The organism is Streptomyces sp. NPDC002643 (assembly GCF_053592555.1).
Map to the genome: position 1 here is coordinate 57,586 of NZ_JBSFVY010000010.1, position 18,777 is coordinate 76,362.

Sequence of the window (18,777 nt, forward strand, 5' to 3'; positions counted from 1 at the left end):
TTCGCGGCGAGGCGATAGTGGCAAACGTGATTCCGCCCCCTGCGCCCTTAGGAACAGACGCCGCCGGAGACCGTGTCGGTCTCGGACCGGCCGCCGGGGGCGCGCGCCCCGAGACAACCGCCGAGCGCCGGTTTCGATTCGAGCTGACCGCGCACCCGGGTGCCGTGGCACAGGCCAGGCGCGTGACGCGGACCCAGCTCTCCGGCTGGTCCCACTGCGAGGACACCTGCGACACGGCCGCCCTGGTCGTCTCCGAGCTGGTGACCAACGCGATCGTGCACACCGCCAGCTCCCAGATCGTCTGCGAACTGCACGACGGCGACGAACTGGTCCGGATAGCCGTACGGGACGAGGGCTGCGCTCCGGGCGAGCCGCACCCCTCACCGCAGCGGCCCGAAGAGGAACACGGCAGGGGGCTGCTCCTCATAGAGTCCCTGTGCCGCTCCTGGGGGGCGCAACCGGCCGGGCTCGGGCTGCTGGTGTGGGCGGATCTGCCGCGTACGGCTGCGGGCGCGGAGCGCTTCGCGGGCGCCGAGTGCGACGCCGACCTCGGCGCCGGCTTCGGTGTCGGCTTCGATTACGACACCGACACCGACTCCGATTCCGGGTCCGGGTCCGGGGCTGTGTCCGGGTCTGGGTCTGGGTCCGCTGGGTGCGATGCGGGTTCCGGCTTCGTTCCCGGCTCCGGTCCCGCGTCCGGCTTCGTTCCCGGGCCCGGGTCCGGCTCTGCATCCGATGCCGCTTCCGGTTCGGGTTCCGGTTCCGGTTCCGCTTCCGGTTCCGGTTCCGGTTCAGCCAAGGCCATGTACGCGTACAGGTCCCCGGTCTCCGTTTCGGACGCGGGGGCCCGTTCCGATTTGGGCTGGGGGGCGAAGAAGCCGCCTGCGGAGGACCGGGGGGAGTCCGGACGTCGTCAGGACTCCGAGGCGGCCCGGGCCGAGGGCGAGTGGGGACGAGCGGGGGCCCTGGGGGGTTCTCCGGACGAGTGGAGTCGGGGCTGGGGGCGGGTGTGAGCGCGCCGGTCGGTCCCGCTCAGGGCCCCGGTGGGGGGAGAGTGGGCCGCGTGGTGAGCCTCGACACGCTGACGCGGCTGCATCGCGCGCGACGGCGGGCCGCCGTACCTCGTCCGCTTCCTCTGCCCGAGGGCATGACCGCGCCCATGGGCTGCGACGCGGTCGCCGTTCCGGCCGGGATCGGGCCGCTGGTGCTGCCCCGGTTGCCCCGGGTGGGGTGTGTGTACTCGGATCGGGTGCACTGGTGGTGGCTCGTGCCGGCCGATTCCGATTACGCGCTGGAGTGGCCGGCGCCGGCCAGGTATGCCGCCGGGGCGGTTGTCTCCGACGGTTCGGCCGTTCCCGGGCTGATCCTTCGGCCGGAGGGGGCGATTCCTTATACGCCGCCGATACCGCTGTATCTGGCGTTGTGCCGGGTGACGGGGACTACGCCTGTGTGGTCTCGGCGTAAGCGCTCCGCTGGGGGAGCCGGAATCTCGTAGGGGGCTGTGGGCTGGGGTGCTGTGGGCGCCTACCGATGTGGGGCCGTGGTGATTGCGCGGCTGCGGCTGCGTTGTGGCTTGTCGCGCCCCGCGGCGGAGCCGCTGATGTAACAGCCCCGCGCCCCTGAAGGGGCCTGCGGCCCTTCAGAGACCCGGCCCCGGCATCAGCGCCCCGCCACGCCCACTCTTACCTCCACGCGCCCCAACCTCGGCGCCTCTCGACGCTCCCCCTTACCTCCGCACCCCCGGCCCCAGCACCTCCCCGCGCCCCCCTTACTTCCGCCCACCCCAACCCCAGCGTCTCCCCACGCTTCCTCTTGCCTCCGCACTCCCCCATACTTCCGCCCATTCCCGACCTCAGAGCCTTCCCGCGTCCCCCTTGCTTCCGCCGACCCCAACCCCAGCGCCTCTCCCGCGCGCCCCCAGCTACATTCCGCCCCTCCCCCGCCTCAGCGCGTCCCCGCGCTTCCTTTTGCCTCTGCGCGCCCCCACCCCAGGGACTCTCACGTCCCCTTCGCTTTCACCCTCGTGAACCCCAGCGCCCCTCCGCGCTCCCCCATACCCCCGCGCGCCCCGTGTGCTGCGGGTGGGTGGGGGCGTGTTGGGGTGCGCGCTCTGGTCGGGGGTGGGGTGGGCCGGGATAGTGGGCGTCCGACGGAACGGGAGGGCGCGGGTGCCTGAGGCACGTGAGAGGGGCAAGCCGGAGACGTCCGAGTCGGAGTCGCTGTTGTTCGGCGGTCCGCTCAGGTACGACATGGGGTGGTCACAGCACGCGAACGCGTTTCTCGAACTGAACTTCCGGGCGATGGTCCGGCGGCTGCCGTCGCTGCTGGCGTCGAGTTTCCGCCTGGCGTGGCAGGCGGACCGGCGGGCGGCCCGGACCGTGCTCGCCGCCGAGACCGGCCGTGGTCTCGCCCAGGCCGTGAGCCTGCTCGCGGTGAACTCGATCCTGGCCCGGCTGATGGCGGACGAAACGGTTCAGGAGCGGTTGCGCGGTGCCGTACCGGCGCTGGTCGCCGTCGCCGCCGTGGCACTGGGCGCCACGCTGTTACGAGCCGCGTCGACGTATGCGACCGGCCGGCTGGAACCCAAGGTGGAACGGGTCGCGACCGAGCTGTATCTGGAGCGGGCGGCGAGCGTGGAGCTGTCGGCGATCGAGGACGACGGCTTCCACAAGCTGCTGGACACCGCGAAGTACGGCGCCCAGTCGGCCCGGCGCATGATCACCTACTCGGCACGTGTCGTGAACGCGCTGATCTCGCTCATCGCGGCGGCCGGCGTACTGACCGTGCTGCATCCCGCGCTGCTCCCGCTGCTCGTGACGATGACGCTGCCGAGCGCCTGGAGTTCTCTGACCATCGCCCGTCGGCGGTACGAGTCCTTCCATGCCTGGGTGCAGCATGCGCGGGCCGGTTATCTGATCAGTTCGCTCCTCATCGAGCCGGAGGCGGCGCCCGAGATCCGGGTGCACGGGGTGGGGCCGTTTCTGTTGCGGCACTTCCGTTCGATGTCGGAGACGGCGGAGGCCGAGCAGGCGCGGTTGGCCCGGCTGGCGGCGCGTACGGGGCTGTACGCGGCCCTGTGGACGGGGCTCGCGACCGTGGCGACGTACGCGACGCTGGGCGGACTGCTGCTCGGCGGGGCGATGGCGCTGTCGGTGGCGGGTACGGCGGTCATCGCGATCCGCACCGGCTCGTCCAGCCTCGACACGCTCGTCCTGGAGGTGAACTCCCTCCATGAGGAGGCGCTGTTCGTGGGCGACATGCAGCGCCTGTACGTGGAGGCCGCCAAGCGCGCGATCCCGGTGGGCGGCGAGGCGCTGCCCGAGGACCCGCGCGAGATCCGCGTGGAGAACGTCTCCTTCGCCTACCCGGGCAAGTCCGCCCGGCCCGCGCTGGACGACGTCACCCTGACCGTGCCGCTGGGCAAGATCGTGGCCCTGGTCGGCGAGAACGGTTCGGGGAAAACCACCCTGGTCAAGCTGCTCGCGGGGCTCTACACCCCCGACCAGGGCAAGATCATGTGGGACGGCGTGGACACGGCGAGCGCCGACCGGCACGAGCTGGCCGAGCGCATCGCGATGGTCGCGCAGGACTTCAAGCGGTGGCCGTTCACCGCCCGCGTCAACATGGCGATCGGCCGCCCCTCGGCGCCGCTGACGGACGAGCGGATCACCGCGTCGGTCGCGGACGCGGGGGCGCAGGATGTCGTCGCCGATCTGCCGCGCGGCCTCGACACCCTGCTGGCCAGGGGTTTCAGCGGCGGGCACGAGCTGTCGGGCGGTCAGTGGCAGCGGCTCGGGATCGCGCGGGCGGCATACCGGCGGGGGCGCATCCTCATCGTGGACGAGCCGACGGCCGCCCTGGACGCCCGGGCCGAGCTGGAGGTCTTCGAGAAGATCCGCGCGCTGGCGGGCACCGGTCAGACAGTGGTCCTGATCACCCACCGGCTGGCCTCGGTCCGTCACGCCGACCTCGTCCACGTACTCGACCAGGGCCGCCTGGTGGAGTCCGGCACTCCGGAGGAGCTGTTGGCCTCCGGCGGCGTGTACGCGGAGCTGTACTCGCTCCAGGCCGAGCAGTTCGCGGCGAAGGTGCCGTCGCCGCGCGGTGGGACCCGTACCGAGATGGCGGGCTAGACCGAGGTGGCTGTGGGCGCGTCCGTGCCGCGCACGATCACCAGGAACGAGTCGGTGGCGATGTCCATGACGACCTCGGCCTGCTGCCCCTCCAGTCGGGCCGCGTGTGCGAACTCCTCCGCCGGCCAAGAGCCGCGCGGCCCACCGGCGGGAAAGCGCCCCAGCACCATTCGCCCGTTCACCTTGCACCTCCATGTCGCGCCGTACTCGTGAGTCGCTGCGACTCATAGAGTTAAACGCCGACCATAGGGTTAACGGATCGCGAAGTGACGGGACTGAGACATAGTTGACACTCGGTCAACCGCGGACCGTGAGATACCTCTCGGAAACCACACGTTCCGGTGACGTCACGTGCTACTCCGGTGGCTTGTCGTAGTCCTGGATACGACCGCCGTGGCTGCGGTCGGTGAGCGCGGCCAGCCTCTCCTCCAGTTCCCGCACGGTGGCCGTCACGTCGACGGTGAGCAGCTCGCGGTCGCGCATGAGGACCCGGCCTTCGACGATCGTGGTGCGTACGTCGGAGGAGCGCGCGCTGTGTACGAGGGTGGCCGCGAGGTCGTGGACCGGCTGGGTGTGCGGTCCGGTGAGGTCGACGAGGACGAGGTCGGCGCGACGACCCGGCGCGAGACTGCCGATGCGCTCCCCCAGTCCCACGGCGCGTGCGCTCTGCAGCGTGGCGTGGTGCAGGGCCTGGCGCGCGGTCAGCCAGCGGGGGTCACCTTCGGTGGACTTCTGTACGAGGGCGGTGAGGGCCATGGCCTCCCATACGTCGAGGGAGTTGTTGGAGGCGGCCCCGTCCGTGGCGAGCCCGACCGGGACGCCGATCCCGCGCAGGGCGCGCACCGGGGTGGTGGGCCAGGCGAACTTGAGGTAACCGCGCGGCGAGGTCGCCACGGCCACCGGCCCCGTCGCCCGCTCAAGGACGGGCAGGTCCCGCTCGACGATTCCGGTGCCGTGCGCGATCAGCACACCCGCCTCGACACCGAGCAGGCCCGTGCGTTCCAGTACCTCGATGGGCGTGACGCCGTGCCGGGCCAGGCTGTTGTCGGTCTGGTCGCGACTCTCGGAGGCGTGCAGATGGACGGGGAGGCCGTGTTCCCGGGCCAGTTCGGCGGTGGCGGCGAGGTCGGCGTCGTCGACGGTGTAGGGGGCGTGCGGGGCGAGCGCGGTGGTGATACGACCGCCGGCCGCGCCCCGGTGCCGTAGCGCGAACTCCAGGGACTTCTCCCGCCCTTCGGCGCCCAGCGAGGAGAAGAACGCCTCCCCGAGATGCGCCCGCATCCCGCACTCGGCGACGACATCGGCGACCGAGTCCATGGAGAAGTAGTGGTCGGCGAAGCACGTCACCCCGCCCCGGATCATCTCCGCGCAGGCCAGCCGGGCCCCCAACGCCACGTCCCTCGCGGTCAGATTGGACTCGACGGGCCAGATGACGTCGTTGAACCACGCCTCGGCCGGCAGATCCTCGGCGATCCCGCGCAACGCGACCATCGGCGAGTGCGTATGACAGTTGATCAGCCCTGGCATCGCCACCTGCCCCCGCCCGTCGATCCGTTCCACCGTCTCGACGACGGCCGTCTCCGACGCGGGCCCGATGCTCTCGATCACCCCCTCCCGTACGACGATCGCCGCGTCCTCGACGAATCCGATGCCCTCGTGCTCGTCATGGACGAGAGCGGTGCAGCCGGTGATGACGAGATCGGCGGGGGCGGGAGAGGAAGGGGAGGATGGGGAGGGGGGTGTCGTAGGGGTGTTCGGGGACGGTGGCGGCGTCATGCGGTCACGGTATGACGATGGCGGACCGGTGGGGACCCGAACCGGGCGTTTCGCGGGGCGGCCGGGGCCGGGGGCGCCGCCAGGCTCAGGTGCGCGACTGGGCTCGGGGGCTCACCGGCTTCGCCGGACTCACGCCGTGCGGCCCGGCGCCCGCAGGACGTCCGTCGCGTCCGGTGCGTCCGGGAGGCTGATGCCCGCGTGCCGTTGGTGGTGGGCGAGTTCGTCGAGGAGGGCGGCGAGCCGGTCGGTGTGGTGGCGGGTGAGGCGACCGGTGTCGTCGAGATGGACGGCGCCTGCCGTCGTCGTGTCGACAAGTCGTTCGAGGATGGCCGCGACCTCGTCGGTGCCCTTGCTGTGCCGGGCCAGGGCGGGCAGCTCGGCACCGGCGTGGGCGATGGCGGTACGGGCCTCGGAGAGCGTGCGGTAGGCCTCGCGGCGCAGGGCCCAGCGGGCGGCGCGGTCGTCGGGCTCACCGGGGAGTGCGGCACCGGTGGAGACGGACACGCCGTTCACCACGGACGCCCCGTCGAACGCGAACACGCCACTGGGCCCGGGTACGCCGCCGCCCGGCCCAAGTACACCACCCCTCTCGGACACCTCACCCCTCCCCGGCACCTCCCGCGACTCGTTCAGTACATGGGCCAGGTAGGCGTGGGCGGCCGTTCCGGCCTCGGTGAGCCGGGCGCGTACTCCACCGGCCCGCTGCCCCTTCGGCATCGGCAGATGGCCGACGACGAGGACGATGGCGCAGGCCAGCAGGGTCTCGCCGATACGGCTCCAGGACGCCTGGGGTTCGCCGCCGACCATGACGAGGGCGAGGACGAGAACGGTGACGACGGCGGTCTGGGCGGCGAAGTGCCGCGTGGCGACGGGGATGAGCGCACCGCTGACCGCGACCAGCGCGACCAGCCCCTCGGGCCGGGGCAGTACGGCGGCGAACCCGGCGAAGACCACGGCTCCGAGCACGGTCCCGGCGGCCCGGCACAGCACACGGGACACGAGCGGCCCGAGATCGGGCTTGACGAGGAAGACGGCGGTCGCGGGCAGCCAGTACCAGTGCTCGTGGTGCAGCACCTGCGCCACGGCGGCGGCGACCCCGAGGGAGAGCGCGACCCGGAGCGCGTACTCGCGTCCGCCGACCCCGAGGGCGAGTCGTACGAGCGATCGGGCGGTACGGCGCCGGGTGTGAAGGTCGTGGTGGTCGCCGCCCCGGTCGAAGGCCTCGGCGGCGTGCAGCAGGGCATCGTCGAGGGCGCGCAGGGCGGGCGCCGAGCGAGAAGGGGCGGGCAGCGGGCCGGTGGCGGTGTTGCCGCGTACGGCGGCGGCGAGGCGGCGGGGCCCTTCGGAGGCGCGGCCGACGACGGTGTCCCCGGCCCAGGCGAGCGCGGTGGCGGCCTCGGCGAGCGGCAGGGCGGCGGCGTACTGGGCGTGCAGCCGCCGCTCGGCCGAGGAGCCGGCGTACCGCCGCAGCCGGGGACCGGTGAGCGCGTCCTGGGCGTGGTCGAGGGCGGCGGTCAGCGCGGCGCGGCGGGCGGTGGCGTCGGGGGTGCCGACGGCGTCCAGCAGTACGGCGACGGCGTCGTAGACGGCGGCGACGGCGACCCGTTCGCCGTCGAACCGGTAGTCGCCGCCGGTGAGGCCTTGGGGAGTCGGCAGGACGAGCCGCAGCGCGAGCAGCCACCCGGCGCCGGCGAGATAGGCGAGCGCCCGCTGCCATCCCGTCTCGGGCAACGGCATCCCGGCGCCGATGGCGGCGGCGACGAGCAGTTGGGTGCCCGCGCCGGAGGCCACGGGCCCGACCGCGCTCAGGCCTCCGCCGATGACGCCGAGGAGGGTGAGGAGCAGGGTGAGCACGGCGGCGCCGAGGGCGTGGCCGGTGTAAGTCCCCGTGTACTGCCCGGCGTACGTTCCGACGAGCAGCCCCAGGGCTCCCGCGAGCGCGGGTACGCCGAGCCGCTTGACCGAGACCCGCCGGCTCCCGGGCCGGTCGTTGATCCCGGCGAGCATGGCCCCGAGCGCGGCGACGACCCCGACGGAGGCCCGCCCGAACGCCAAGGCCACGGCCAACAACGGCCCCGCCGCCAACGCCCCACGCAGCACCGCGTTCCAGGGAACAGGCCCCCTTTGCATACGCAGAGCATGTCCGAGCCAGGGCGGGAGGACGGACGGTAGGGCGGGGCGCGACACGAAGCTCCTTCGTCGATCGAGGCGAACACGAGCCTTCGGACGACGGCGGCCGGGGCGTTGGCGGTACAGCTGCTTGCACTGCCCACCGTAGGGCCCGGGCCGGACGGATGTGAAACGCCCGCATTACCGCGACGTGACGATACGTGGGAACACCATGTTCTTTATGAACGCAATGCCAGATGGGTCCTCGGTGACAGCGCAGCCACGCCTCCCGCTTACGGGGCGGGGACTTCACGGACGTGCGCCCCCGGCCCATCGGGAGGCATGGGGAGGCATGTCGCCCTGTGGCGGCCGATGCTGGTGGCGGGGACTTCGTCGACGTCGGGGTCAGGAGGTCGTGATGGGACACATGGGACGCATGAGGCGTATCGACGATCGGGTGGCGATCGTCACCGGTGGAGCGGGCGGGATCGGCTCTGCGGTGGTGCGCCTTCTGGTGTCCGAGGGCGCCACCGTGGTCATCGCCGACATCCGTGACAAGGAGGGTGCCGACCTGGCGGCCGAACTCGGCGGCCGGGCCCACCATCTGCGTCTGGACGTCGGCGACGAGGACAGCTGGCGACAGGCGATCGACCAGGTGGAACGGGACCTGGGCCCGGTCTCGGTACTGGTGAACAACGCCGGAATCTCCGCATGGGGCCCCATGGAAGAGCAAAGTCTCGACTCCTTCCGCCGCGTCATCGACGTCAACCTCCAAGGACCCTGGCTGGGCATGCGCGCGGTGACGCCCTCGCTCCGCAGGGCCGGTGGAGGTGTCATCGTGAACATCTCCTCCCTCGCGGGACTGACCGCCTACGCGGGCATCGGGGCCTACGCGGCGAGCAAATGGGGACTGCGCGGGCTGACCAAGGTCGCCGCCCTGGAACTGGCTCCCGACGGGGTCCGCGTCTGTTCCGTCCACCCCGGCGCCATCCGTACCCCGATGACGGCCGGCTTCGACGACTCCTACACCAGGGGGCAGCCCCTGCCCCGCTTCGGCGAGCCAGAGGAAGTCGCCCGCATGGCGCTCTTCATCATCACCGACGCCACCTTCTCGACGGGCGCCGAGTTCGTCCTGGACGGCGGCATCCTCGCCGGCCAGGCCCCGACCACCGTCCTGAACCCCGACGCCCCCGACCACTGACGCCCCCGGCCGATTGTCAGTGGCACGCGCTATCAATGAATCATCCGTCACAGAGAGTGACGGATGGAGTGCTACGGGGGGAGACGGCATGGGTGACCGCCAGAGCTACGAGGAGAGCGGCCGGCGATATGTGTCGCTGGCGGGACTGCGGGTGCGCGGTTGGACCGGTGGGATGGTGCGGCGATTGCTCGGCGCGCCCGACCGGCTCAGCGTGAATCCGCGGTTCAGGGACGCGCCCCACATGCGGCTGTACCGGATGGAACGGGTCGAGGCAGCTGAGCGGAGTGAGGGCTTCCGGGCAGTGGCGGATTCCTCGGCACGGCGCTCGGAGGCCGTACGGGCCGCGGTGCGGCGGCGGAGGGAGGAGGTGATGGAGCGGATCAGGAGCGAACCGATCGAGGTACCCCGCCTGGATACGGGCAGGTTGGCCCTGCGAGCGGTCGAACACCGGGCGCGCAGGGAGATGGAGTGGAACGAGCACAGGGCCGGTGACCCCGGAAGCAGCGAGAGCAGGGGCGATCACCCGCCGGGAGGCCCTTGGAACAGCCCTCTCGGCACCCCACCGGACAGTTCTTCCGCCGCCCCTGCCGATCGTTCCTCACTCGCCCCCTGGAAGGTCGACTATCTCCTTCACCGGATGAGCCATTACGACCGGCTCCTCGACGGGCTGCCCGGTCTCGGACGGGGCTCCGGTCGCACGGAGGCCCTCGCGCTGGTGCGGCGGCGGATCTGCGCGGCCATCGCGGAGGCGTACCCCGACCTTGAACAGGAGTGCGAAAGGCGAGCGCATGAGCAGGGACTTGGTCCACCTCCTCGGTGAAGTGCGCCGTGAAATCCCTGACTGAGCAAGGTGGTTGAGGTGGGAGCGCCCCTACGCTCCGGGCCATGAAAGACGATCAAGTCCTACGGGTCCACGAACGTCTGGCGGCCTCTCCCCTGCTGTGCCCGGTCGCCTTCGGCGAAGGGCGTCGGTTCGGACTGTGGGACCTCGCCTCGCTCGCCGAGGGCGCCCTCGGCACCTGTGTCGACGCGGATTCGCTGACGGTACCCAGCGAGAGGAGGCTGCGGCTCCGACTGGGCGTATCCGAGCGCGAGCACACGCGCGACGACGAGTTTCGAAGGAGGTACTGGATTCGAACACCTGGCGGCGGGCACGAACCCGCGGGGACCATCGCCGTCGACACCTGGGCCATGGGCGGAGGCGCGCTGCGCGTCTCGTCCCTCTACGTCCATCCCGTCGCCCGGCGACGGGGGCTCGCCTCGCTCACGCTGGACACGGTGTACGAGGCATGTCGCGCCGAGGGGCTGCACGGGTTCCGCCTCGACGCCCACTGGACCTGGCAGGCGTCCGTCCGCTACTACCTCGGCCGGCGGCTGTGGGTCACCTCGTGGAAGCATGCCCTCGGGCTGGCCCGGCTGTCGTATCTGCCCCGGTACGAAGTCAGGGCGGACGAGGAGGAGTTGACGTTCCTCGTGGCCGACTCGCCGGAGTCCTCGTCGCAGCCCTCGTCGCAGCCCTCGTCGGAGCCCTGGCCGGGGTCCTCAGCGGACCTCCGGGACCCGGCGGGTCGCGGCGGTGCGGCGTTGACGACCGGTGCGGCGACGCCGATGGTTCCGCTCCTCGTCGCCGGCGGCCACAGCGGGCGACTGCGCCTGCGGGAGACCGAGCGGTACCGGAAGATGCCGGACCGACGCGACGCCGTACGCCTGTACGCCCGGTCGACGCTGGCGCTGCACCTCGCCGTACGGGGACGGCCGCTGGTGCGGGGCGACGAGGAAGCGGCCCGGGCCGATCGATGGTGCGACATCGGTGAGCCGGAGGGGCTCGCCTACAAGATCGGAGTGTTCGAGCGCGTGGCCCGTGAGAACGGCTGGCGGGTGGAGAGCCCGTATGCCGACGCCTCCTCACTCACACGACTCGGCGTGTGACGGTGCGACATGCAAGGTTCGAAAGGCAAGGCGGGGCTTGTCCCGGTCGGCACGGGGGGACCCCCCGTCCCCGCACCCGCCGCCCGCCTCCCCTCCCCTCCCCTCTCACCTCACCTCACCTCACCTCACCTACAGCAATCCCCCACTTGCCCCCGGCCGTCCCCACCCCCGCCTCTTCGCCAACGGCTTCGCGTAACCTCCCACCCGGCTGGTCCTCAACCCCAGCGCAACCAACCCCTCCGCCAGCTTGACCGCCGCTCCCACCCCGTCCACCACCGGCACCCCCACCTGCTCCTCCACAACCCGCACGAACGCTTGTGCGCCGGCGGCTTCGGCGCTGTCGGCGAGGGACACATGGCCTCCATGAGCGAGAGGAGACGAGGGCGAGGACGGGCGGTGGGGACATGTCCGGCACTCGTGCGGGATCTCAGAGCCATTTGGTATACCAAACTTCCGCCATGCTCCTCCCGTCACCAGTTTCGACCGATATCACCGTTGTTAACGGCACGTAAAAGCCCCCCGGCTTCGGCGAAGATTGCCCCATGAGTTCCCTGGCTCCGGAAGGAGCGAAGATCGAACCGGCGAGGATCGAGCCCCTCGGCGCGGTGCGCGAGCGCGTCCTCGGGACACTGAGGCAGGACATCATCGAGGGCCGCCTCCGCCCCGGGGACCGGCTGGTCGAACGCGAGCTGGCCGAGCGTTTCCGGGTCTCCCGCGTTCCGGTGCGCGAGGCGATCCGCGCGCTGGTCGCCGAGGGCTTCGTCCTCTTCGAGACCCCGCGCCGCACGGTCGTCCGCCGGCTCACCCCGGCCGACGTCACGGAACTCTTCGAGCTGCGCGAGGCGTTGGAGGTGTACGCCGCCGGACTCGCCGCCGCCCGCGCCACCCCGGAGTCCCTGGCGGAGCTGTCGGCCCTGCTCGACGAGGCGGCGAGCGCGACCGAGGCGGGCGACGCCGAGTCGATCACCGACATCAACACCCGCTTCCACGACCGGGTCCTCGCCATGGCCGGCAACAGCCTGCTGATCTCCGTCATGGAGCCGGTCGACGGCCGACTGCGCTGGCTCACCCGCCGCAACACCGAGTGGCCCCAACTCCTCGCCGAACACCGCGAGCTGTACGAGGCGATCGCCTCCGGCGACCCGGCCCGCGCCCGGGCACACGCCCTGACCCATATCCGCACCAACTACCGCTCCACGGTCCGCCATCTGTTCGGCGACGACACCGAAGCGGACAGCCCCTGAGGACGGGCGTGCCCCCGAAAACCCCTGGGCCCCTGAGCCCCCACTGTCTACACTCTGCCGACTCCGCCAACTCGCAAGGATCTACCGACGAGTTGGCGTTCAGGACATCCGACTCAGAGCATCCGACTCAGAGCACCAGACTCAGGACGTCCGACTCAGACATTCATCTCGGCAGTGGGGGAAGCGAACATGGTCAGCAGACGTGGGCTGTTGGGCGGAGCGGCGTTCGTGGGCGTGGGCGCGCTCACGGCAGTGGCGCAGAGCGCGGGCACGGCGGCGGCCGACGCGCCGCTCAACACTCCGTTCACACCGGTCACGGCACCGCATCTGGCGGAGGCCGACCGCATGGTGCACTACCAACGCCTCCTCGCCTCCGGCTATCTGCCCGGCGGTCTCCTCGGCCACTGGCCCCTGGACGGCACGAACGCCGACCGCTCCGGCCACGACCGCCCCGTCACCCTCGGCTCCGACACCTCCTGGACCACCCTGCGCGCCGGCGGCGAACTCACCTTCGAGGGCACGTCCACCTCGTACGCCGCGACGTCCTCGGTCCTCGACACCACGGCCCCGTTCACGGTCTCGGCCTGGGTACGCCTGGCGGACGGCACCTCGCCCGCCGACCTGGCCAACATGTACACGGCGGTCAGCCAGGACGGCACGAACGCCAGCCGCTTCCTCCTCCAGTACGACCCCGAGCCCCGCACCTGGGCGTTCAAGGTCCGCAGCGAGGACCAGAGCACCAAGGTCTCGGCCCTCGCCACCACCCCCGCCGAGCTCGGAGTCTGGACCCATCTGACCGGAGTGTGGGACGGCACGCAGATCCTTCTCTACGTGAACGGCGAACCCCACGGAAGCGCGGCCACCACCCTCTCCTGGGCCTCCCCCGAGGGCTTCAACATAGGCCGGGCCAAGTGGGACGGCGCCCCGGTCAACCGCTTCAAGGGCGCGATCGACGACGTACGGGCGTGCGGCCGCGCCCTCGGTGCCGACGAGATCTCGATCATCAGCAGCCGTACGGCCCGTGAGAACAACCAGTACCTGGTCGGAGCCTCGTCGACGGTCACCTGGGGCACCCCGGACGACCTGACCAGCTGGATCGCGAAGGCCCGCTGTTCCTCCTTCGTCACCTGGGTGCTGAGGCACACCTACGGCTGGGCCGGCGCGGAGTACTTCCGGCAGTACTTCCAGGACGGCATCCCGGAGGCCGCCGACTACCGCAAGGCCTTCACGGACGGCACCGGCGGCCCGCACTTCCAGCCGATCCGCAGGGTCACCGATCTGCTGCCGGGCGACCTGATCGCCGTCGACTACAACGGCAGCGACCCCGACAACACCGGCCACATCGTGCTGGTCCGCCAGGTCAAGGGCGTCTACACGGGAACCGGGGTGAGGAGCGGGGAGACCCAGTACGCCATCGAGGTCATCGACATGACGTCCGCCCCGCACGGCGTTTACGGCCAGCCCAGCGCCACCGCCCACCCCGACACCCGCATGGTCAGCGGCGTCGCCGGTGCGAGCTTCCGTGGTGTGGGCATCGGCCACATGATGTTCTACGCCTCGGACACGACCGGCGCGTTCTCCCGCTACCGCTGGAGCTCCTACGGCGCGTCGGAGGACCACACGGTCGCCGAACGCCCCATCGCGGCGGCCCGCGTGGTCTGACCCCGAACCCCTCGGCCGACCCGGCCGACCCGGTGGGCCCGGGCCCCGGGTCTACTCGGGCGCCCAGTCCTTGGCGTACTTGTCCGTCGCCGCCACCAGCGCCTGCGCCATGTCCGGCGCACCCGCGTTGTGTCCCACATCGTCGATGAGGACCAACTCGCTGCCGGGCCAGGCGTGGTGGAGGCGCCAGACGATGCCGAGGAAGTTGCCGGGGTCGAGGCTGCCCTGGACGAGGGTGCCCGGGATGCCGTCGAGCAGATGGGCCTCGCGCAGCACGATCGCGTCCTCGTCACCCTGGTCGAGGAAGTGGCCGTTGCCCCAGTAGTGGGTGACCGTACGGGCGAACGAGTAGCGGAAGACGGGGTCCTCGTAGCGCGGCACGGAACGCGGCGGCTGTGCCGCGACGGCCGTCTCCCAGTCGGTCCAGGCGCGCGCCACCCGCGCCCGCACCTCCGGATCGGGCGATTCGAGCAGCCGGTTGTACGCCGCCGCGAGGTTCCCGTCCCGCTCCCCCTCGGGCACCTCGGCAAGGAACCGCTCGAACGCCTCCGGGAAGAGCTGTCCGAGTCCCCTGGTCAGCAGGGCCACTTCGGCATCGGAACCGGAGGCGACCCCGGTCAGCACCAGCTCGGACACGGCCCCCGGATGCGTCTGGGCATACCGCAGCCCGAGCACCGACCCCCACGACACGCCCCACACCAGCCACCGCTCGATCCCCAAGTGCCGTCGCAGCAGCTCCAGATCGGCGATGAGGTGGGCCGTCGTGTTGACACTCATATCGGTCTCGTACACGGCCGCCGATGGCGTCGAACGCCCGCATCCCCGCTGGTCGAGCAGCACGATCCGATACACCTCGGGATCGAAGAGCCGCCGGAACCAGGCGTTCGCCCTGGACCCCGGCCCACCGTGCAGCACCACGGCCGGCTTGCCCCGCGGATTACCGCAGACCTCCCAGTACACCCGGTTGCCGTCACCGACATCGAGCAGGCCATGGTCATACGGTTCGATCTCGCGATACACAGGCATTGCGCGACCCTAACCGCCGCCCAACCCGCCCGGCACCCGCTTTTTCCACCGGTCCCCGACCATCATGACGAAGTCCTCGCGCTTGCTCACTACCTGACGCTCAGCCCCGCCGCCCCGGCCGCCGTACGCAGGGTGTCGCGGAGCATGGCGGGGGTCAGCCGTCCGGTGAAGGTGTTGCGCTGGCTGACGTGGAAGCAGCCGAAGAGGTCGAGGCCGTCGAGCGGTACGTGGGTGCCGTGGCCGAAGGGGGGACGCGGCCGGGGCACGTTCCAGCCGGCCTCGGCGAGCGCGGGCAGCGTGGCCTGCCAGCCGAAGGCACCGAGCACCAGCACGGCCCGCAGCGACGGCCGCAACAGCTCCAGCTCGCTGACCAGCCAGGGGCGGCAGGTGTCGCGTTCCTCCGGGGTCGGCTTGTTGGCGGGCGGCGCGCAGTGGACGGGCGAGGTGATCCGTACGCCGTACAGTTCGAGTCCGTCGTCGATCCCGACCACCGTGCCCCGCGAGGCGAGGCCCACCTCGTGCAGCGCCGCGTACAGAACGTCGCCGGAGCGGTCGCCGGTGAACATCCGCCCGGTGCGGTTCGCCCCGTGCGCGGCGGGGGCGAGCCCGACGATCAGCAGCGCCGCGTCGGCCGGTCCGAAGCCCGGCACCGGTCGCCCCCAGTACTCCTGGTCGGCGAACGCGGCCCGCTTGGTCCGGGCCACCTCCTCCCGCCACTCGACCAGCCGTGGACAGGCTCGGCACCCGGTGATCCGGGCATCGAGCGCGGCCAGTCCACCGAGGCCACCGTTGCCGGAGGCGCCGCCACCACCGCCGTCGCCCATGGCACCGCCGCCCCGGCCGTCGCCGCCTGCACCACCGCCCATGTCTCCACGGTACGACCCTCGTGATCGCCGCTCCGGAGGCCGCCGGGGAGCTAAGGTCGAGGCATGGCTTCTGAAGGTTCTGAAGATGCGGGTGAGCGGACGAGCGACCCGGGCGCCAAGAACCGGGACCGGGGCGCGGCGATCGCCGCAGCCGAGGCCGCGGGCCCCACGAGCGGCGAGACCGTGCGCATCGACAGCTGGATCTGGTCGGTCCGCCTGGTCAAGACCCGCTCGATGGGTGCCACCGCCTGCCGGGGCGGACACGTCCGCGTCAACGGCGAACGCGTCAAGCCCGCCTACGCGGTACGCGTCGGCGACGAGGTCCGGCTCCGCCAGGCCGGGGGTCACGAGCGGATCGTCGTGGTCAAGCGCCTGATCCGCAAGCGTGTCGGTGCCCCCGTCGCCGCCGAGTGCTATGTCGACAACTCTCCGCCGCCCCCGCCCCGCGAGGCCACGGCCCTGATCGGCATCCGCGACCGGGGCACCGGCCGCCCCACCAAGCGCGACCGCCGAGAACTGGAACGCCTGCGCGGCATGGCAGGCCCTGGAACCCCCGGCGACTTCGGCGGACCGAGCGGCTCCTAGCCTGCCACGCGGCGCGGAGGCGGGGCCTGGGGGCTCCCCGGCCACTACGGCCACACCGGGAAGCCCCTCGGTCCTGCCTCCGCCACCGCGCCACGCGCGATCATCACCACCCCGAGCACACCCCCGGCGACGATCCCGTCTCCGGCGACGCCACCCGGTCGGCCCGCTCATGCCTCCCGTCGCACCCATCGCGCCCACCGCGCGAGCCCGGCCACATCCTTCCGCCGTGCCCACGCGATCACGACCAGCGGCACTGTCAGGATCAGCGGGGTCGCCGCGTACTCCCCGTCGAAGACGGCGAGCTGCGTGATGAACGCCCCCACCATCAGCGCGCTCAACGACACCGCCGCGACCGAGGCCAGCGAGGGGATCACCAGCCCGATCGCCCCGGCCAGTTCGAGCGCGCCGATGATGTACATCCCCGCGCTGCCCCAGCCCAGCGTCTCGAACGACTCGGCCGCCGACGGATGCGCCATCAGCTTGGGCAGCGCACTCGCGACCGCGTAGAAAAGCGCGAGCACGATCTGCAACGCGCCCACCGAGATCCGCGCCCGCCTGCTGAGCCCGGCGCCGTCGGCGACGGAGGACCGAGAAGTCGAGGCGGACGAGGAGGCCGAAGCGGCGGTGGCGGCGGTGGCGGCGGTGCCGGTGGTGGCGGTGCTGACGACTCGGCCGGCGGAAGCGGTGGTCTCGGACATGAGGTCTCCTCTGTGAAGTGGCGCCGTACGGCTGCCCGTTGCTGTCACAGAGGTAGACCCGGACACCCCACCGAACTCATCGGTGCCCGCCCAAAATTCTTCCCGAGGAAGCCGACGATCACTGGGCCCGGCCATCAGCGCACCGGCCGTCAGCAACCCGGCCCTCAGCAAGCCCGGCGATCACCTGACATGGGCGGCGATGGTCCGTGCGCACTCGATCGACTCGGCACGCACGGTGTCCACCTCCAGGTCATAGGTCACGCCCTGGTGGACCGACTCCGCCTGGGACGCGGCCATCCCGACGGTCCGATCGCCCCGGGCGACCTCACGACCGGCGGCCACCTGCGCGTCGCATCTGACGCCGACCCACAGCACCCCCAGTTCACCCAGAGCGGTCTGCCACCGCTTCTGCGACCGCGGTCCGCCGAGGAAGACCTCGTCGACGATGACCCGGGCACCGGCACGGGCCATCGCGGCGACTCCTTCGATCCACGCCGCCTCCAGTGCTCGGAACTCCGCTCCGACGGTCACCTCTCCGTCCGCCGCGAACTCGATTCCGCCGTCCACCGTCCGCATGGACGCCGGCATCGCGTCAACCAGGGTGTCCGTGCCGAGCGCCAGCCATGGCTCCGGTAGAACGGCCTGCAGACACCGCACGATCGCGGACTTCCCCGAGCTGGAGCCACCGTTGAGAACGATCACCTGAGTCATCACGCGGCCACGCTAAGGGCACCGCGACCAGGCCCCAAACGGCTTTCTCCCAGGCCCTCACGACCCAACCGCCGCCCGGCTACTTCCCGGACCTCACACGCCCCTCCTCACCTCGGCCTTTCCGCCCCCAGGCCCCTCCTCATCCCACCGGCAGCACCTTCACCCAGATCCGGTCCTCCGTCAGATAGCGATCCACCCTCAGCCCGGCCTCCCCCAGCGCCTCCTCGAACTGCTCCTTGGTCATCGGGCGGGAGCGAAACGTCTGGGTCCACTCACCGTCGGGGAAGAGATACTCGGCGTGGACCGAGTGGACCCCGTCACCGATCGGTTCGCTGGAGACTATGCGGGTGGTGAAGCCTCGGGGATCGACCCGCTCCCGGGGAAGATCGCTGTGGTAGTCCTCGCCTTCCCGTTGGATGAGGATGAAGCCGTCGTCCGCGACATGCCGCAGACAGGTGGCGAGCATGCCTCGTCGGACCTCGACGTCGCCGGTGTGGACGAGGAACGACGCCAGCATCACCACGTCGAACTTCTCGCTTAGGTCTAACCCTTCGATCGCGCTGTGTATCGTGCGGGTCCCGCGCACTCTCTCCAGCATCTCCGCCGACTCGTCCACCGCTGTGACAGTGAACCCTCTCTCGATCAGCGGATGCGTCATCCGCCCCACGCCGCAGCCCAGTTCGAGAATGCGCGCTCCCGCGGGTGCGACGCTCGCGATCACCTCCGGCTCGCCCCTCAGCGGCAGCCGCGAGTACAGCTCGACCGCGCAGCCGTCCGGGGTGATCGCGCCGGGTCCGGTCCCCTCGTATCCCTCACGCATCTGAATGCTCATATCCG

General features: G+C 71.4%; 17 protein-coding genes and 1 pseudogene. 9 read left to right on the forward strand and 9 right to left on the reverse strand.

Annotated features, from left to right (window positions below; genetic code table 11):
- Window positions 1-182: 182 nt before the first annotated feature.
- The 3 genes from ACWD4G_RS17010 (at window position 183) to ACWD4G_RS17020 (ending at window position 4,133) form a co-directional block, all read left to right on the forward strand.
- Complete coding sequence (locus ACWD4G_RS17010) at window positions 183-1,013, forward strand: ATP-binding protein (protein ID WP_451294026.1); 831 nt, start codon at window positions 183-185, stop codon at window positions 1,011-1,013.
- A 50-nt stretch (window positions 1,014-1,063) separates the two neighbouring features.
- Window positions 1,064-1,495 carry a hypothetical protein gene (locus ACWD4G_RS17015; RefSeq protein WP_451294028.1) on the forward strand — a complete coding sequence of 144 codons (432 nt, stop codon included), beginning with the start codon at window positions 1,064-1,066 and terminating at the stop codon, window positions 1,493-1,495.
- A 754-nt stretch (window positions 1,496-2,249) separates the two neighbouring features.
- Window positions 2,250-4,133: an ABC transporter ATP-binding protein gene (locus ACWD4G_RS17020; protein ID WP_451294404.1), complete on the forward strand. Its 1,884-nt coding sequence runs from the start codon at window positions 2,250-2,252 to the stop codon at window positions 4,131-4,133.
- On the opposite strand, the gene ACWD4G_RS17025 is transcribed toward ACWD4G_RS17020, so the two are convergent.
- From ACWD4G_RS17025 to ACWD4G_RS17035, 3 genes are all read right to left on the reverse strand, one after another.
- Window positions 4,130-4,315 carry a hypothetical protein gene (locus ACWD4G_RS17025; protein WP_451294030.1) on the reverse strand — a complete coding sequence of 62 codons (186 nt, stop codon included), beginning with the start codon at window positions 4,313-4,315 and terminating at the stop codon, window positions 4,130-4,132. The two genes, ACWD4G_RS17020 and ACWD4G_RS17025, sit on opposite strands and share 4 nt — an antisense overlap.
- A gap of 172 nt (window positions 4,316-4,487) precedes the next feature.
- Entirely contained in the window at window positions 4,488-5,909 is a 1,422-nt protein-coding gene (locus ACWD4G_RS17030) for an amidohydrolase (RefSeq protein WP_451294032.1), read from the reverse strand.
- A gap of 129 nt (window positions 5,910-6,038) precedes the next feature.
- Window positions 6,039-8,039, reverse strand: coding sequence for an FUSC family protein (locus ACWD4G_RS17035; RefSeq protein WP_451294034.1), 2,001 nt, complete (start codon window positions 8,037-8,039; stop codon window positions 6,039-6,041).
- 415 nt (window positions 8,040-8,454) lie between these two features.
- On the opposite strand from ACWD4G_RS17035, the gene ACWD4G_RS17040 reads away from it, so the two are divergent.
- The 3 genes from ACWD4G_RS17040 (at window position 8,455) to ACWD4G_RS17050 (ending at window position 11,148) form a co-directional block, all read left to right on the forward strand.
- Window positions 8,455-9,219 carry an SDR family NAD(P)-dependent oxidoreductase gene (locus ACWD4G_RS17040; RefSeq protein WP_451294036.1) on the forward strand — a complete coding sequence of 255 codons (765 nt, stop codon included), beginning with the start codon at window positions 8,455-8,457 and terminating at the stop codon, window positions 9,217-9,219.
- An 88-nt stretch (window positions 9,220-9,307) separates the two neighbouring features.
- Window positions 9,308-10,039, forward strand: coding sequence for a hypothetical protein (locus ACWD4G_RS17045; protein ID WP_451294038.1), 732 nt, complete (start codon window positions 9,308-9,310; stop codon window positions 10,037-10,039).
- A 65-nt stretch (window positions 10,040-10,104) separates the two neighbouring features.
- Window positions 10,105-11,148 carry a GNAT family N-acetyltransferase gene (locus tag ACWD4G_RS17050; RefSeq protein ID WP_451294040.1) on the forward strand — a complete coding sequence of 348 codons (1,044 nt, stop codon included), beginning with the start codon at window positions 10,105-10,107 and terminating at the stop codon, window positions 11,146-11,148.
- A gap of 129 nt (window positions 11,149-11,277) precedes the next feature.
- On the opposite strand, the pseudogene ACWD4G_RS17055 reads toward ACWD4G_RS17050, so the two are convergent.
- Window positions 11,278-11,502, reverse strand: a pseudogene (locus ACWD4G_RS17055) (aspartate/glutamate racemase family protein); the annotation flags it as partial.
- A 188-nt stretch (window positions 11,503-11,690) separates the two neighbouring features.
- Between ACWD4G_RS17055 and ACWD4G_RS17060 the strand changes: the two are divergent.
- Entirely contained in the window at window positions 11,691-12,392 is a 702-nt protein-coding gene (locus tag ACWD4G_RS17060) for a GntR family transcriptional regulator (protein WP_451294042.1), read from the forward strand.
- Between the two features lie 189 nt (window positions 12,393-12,581).
- A complete protein-coding gene (locus ACWD4G_RS17065) occupies window positions 12,582-14,054 on the forward strand; it encodes a LamG domain-containing protein (protein ID WP_451294044.1) in 1,473 nt (490 codons plus the stop codon).
- Between the two features lie 51 nt (window positions 14,055-14,105).
- On the opposite strand, the gene pip is transcribed toward ACWD4G_RS17065, so the two are convergent.
- Both pip and ACWD4G_RS17075 read right to left on the reverse strand, forming a co-directional pair.
- Window positions 14,106-15,080: a prolyl aminopeptidase gene (gene pip / locus ACWD4G_RS17070; protein ID WP_451294046.1), complete on the reverse strand. Its 975-nt coding sequence runs from the start codon at window positions 15,078-15,080 to the stop codon at window positions 14,106-14,108.
- A gap of 89 nt (window positions 15,081-15,169) precedes the next feature.
- Window positions 15,170-15,904, reverse strand: coding sequence for a uracil-DNA glycosylase (locus tag ACWD4G_RS17075; protein ID WP_451294406.1), 735 nt, complete (start codon window positions 15,902-15,904; stop codon window positions 15,170-15,172).
- Between the two features lie 105 nt (window positions 15,905-16,009).
- On the opposite strand from ACWD4G_RS17075, the gene ACWD4G_RS17080 reads away from it, so the two are divergent.
- A complete protein-coding gene (locus ACWD4G_RS17080) occupies window positions 16,010-16,531 on the forward strand; it encodes an RNA-binding S4 domain-containing protein (protein ID WP_451294048.1) in 522 nt (173 codons plus the stop codon).
- A gap of 167 nt (window positions 16,532-16,698) precedes the next feature.
- On the opposite strand, the gene ACWD4G_RS17085 is transcribed toward ACWD4G_RS17080, so the two are convergent.
- The 3 genes from ACWD4G_RS17085 to ACWD4G_RS17095 form a co-directional block, all read right to left on the reverse strand.
- Window positions 16,699-17,229 (reverse strand): DoxX family protein, encoded by a 531-nt coding sequence (locus ACWD4G_RS17085; RefSeq protein ID WP_451294050.1) that lies wholly within the window; start codon window positions 17,227-17,229, stop codon window positions 16,699-16,701.
- A gap of 180 nt (window positions 17,230-17,409) precedes the next feature.
- Window positions 17,410-17,940, reverse strand: a complete 531-nt coding sequence (gene cpt, locus ACWD4G_RS17090; protein WP_451294408.1) for a chloramphenicol phosphotransferase CPT — start codon at window positions 17,938-17,940, stop codon at window positions 17,410-17,412.
- Window positions 17,941-18,079: 139 nt separating this feature from the next.
- Window positions 18,080-18,772 carry a class I SAM-dependent methyltransferase gene (locus ACWD4G_RS17095; RefSeq protein ID WP_451294052.1) on the reverse strand — a complete coding sequence of 231 codons (693 nt, stop codon included), beginning with the start codon at window positions 18,770-18,772 and terminating at the stop codon, window positions 18,080-18,082.
- Between the last annotated feature and the right edge of the window lie 5 nt (window positions 18,773-18,777).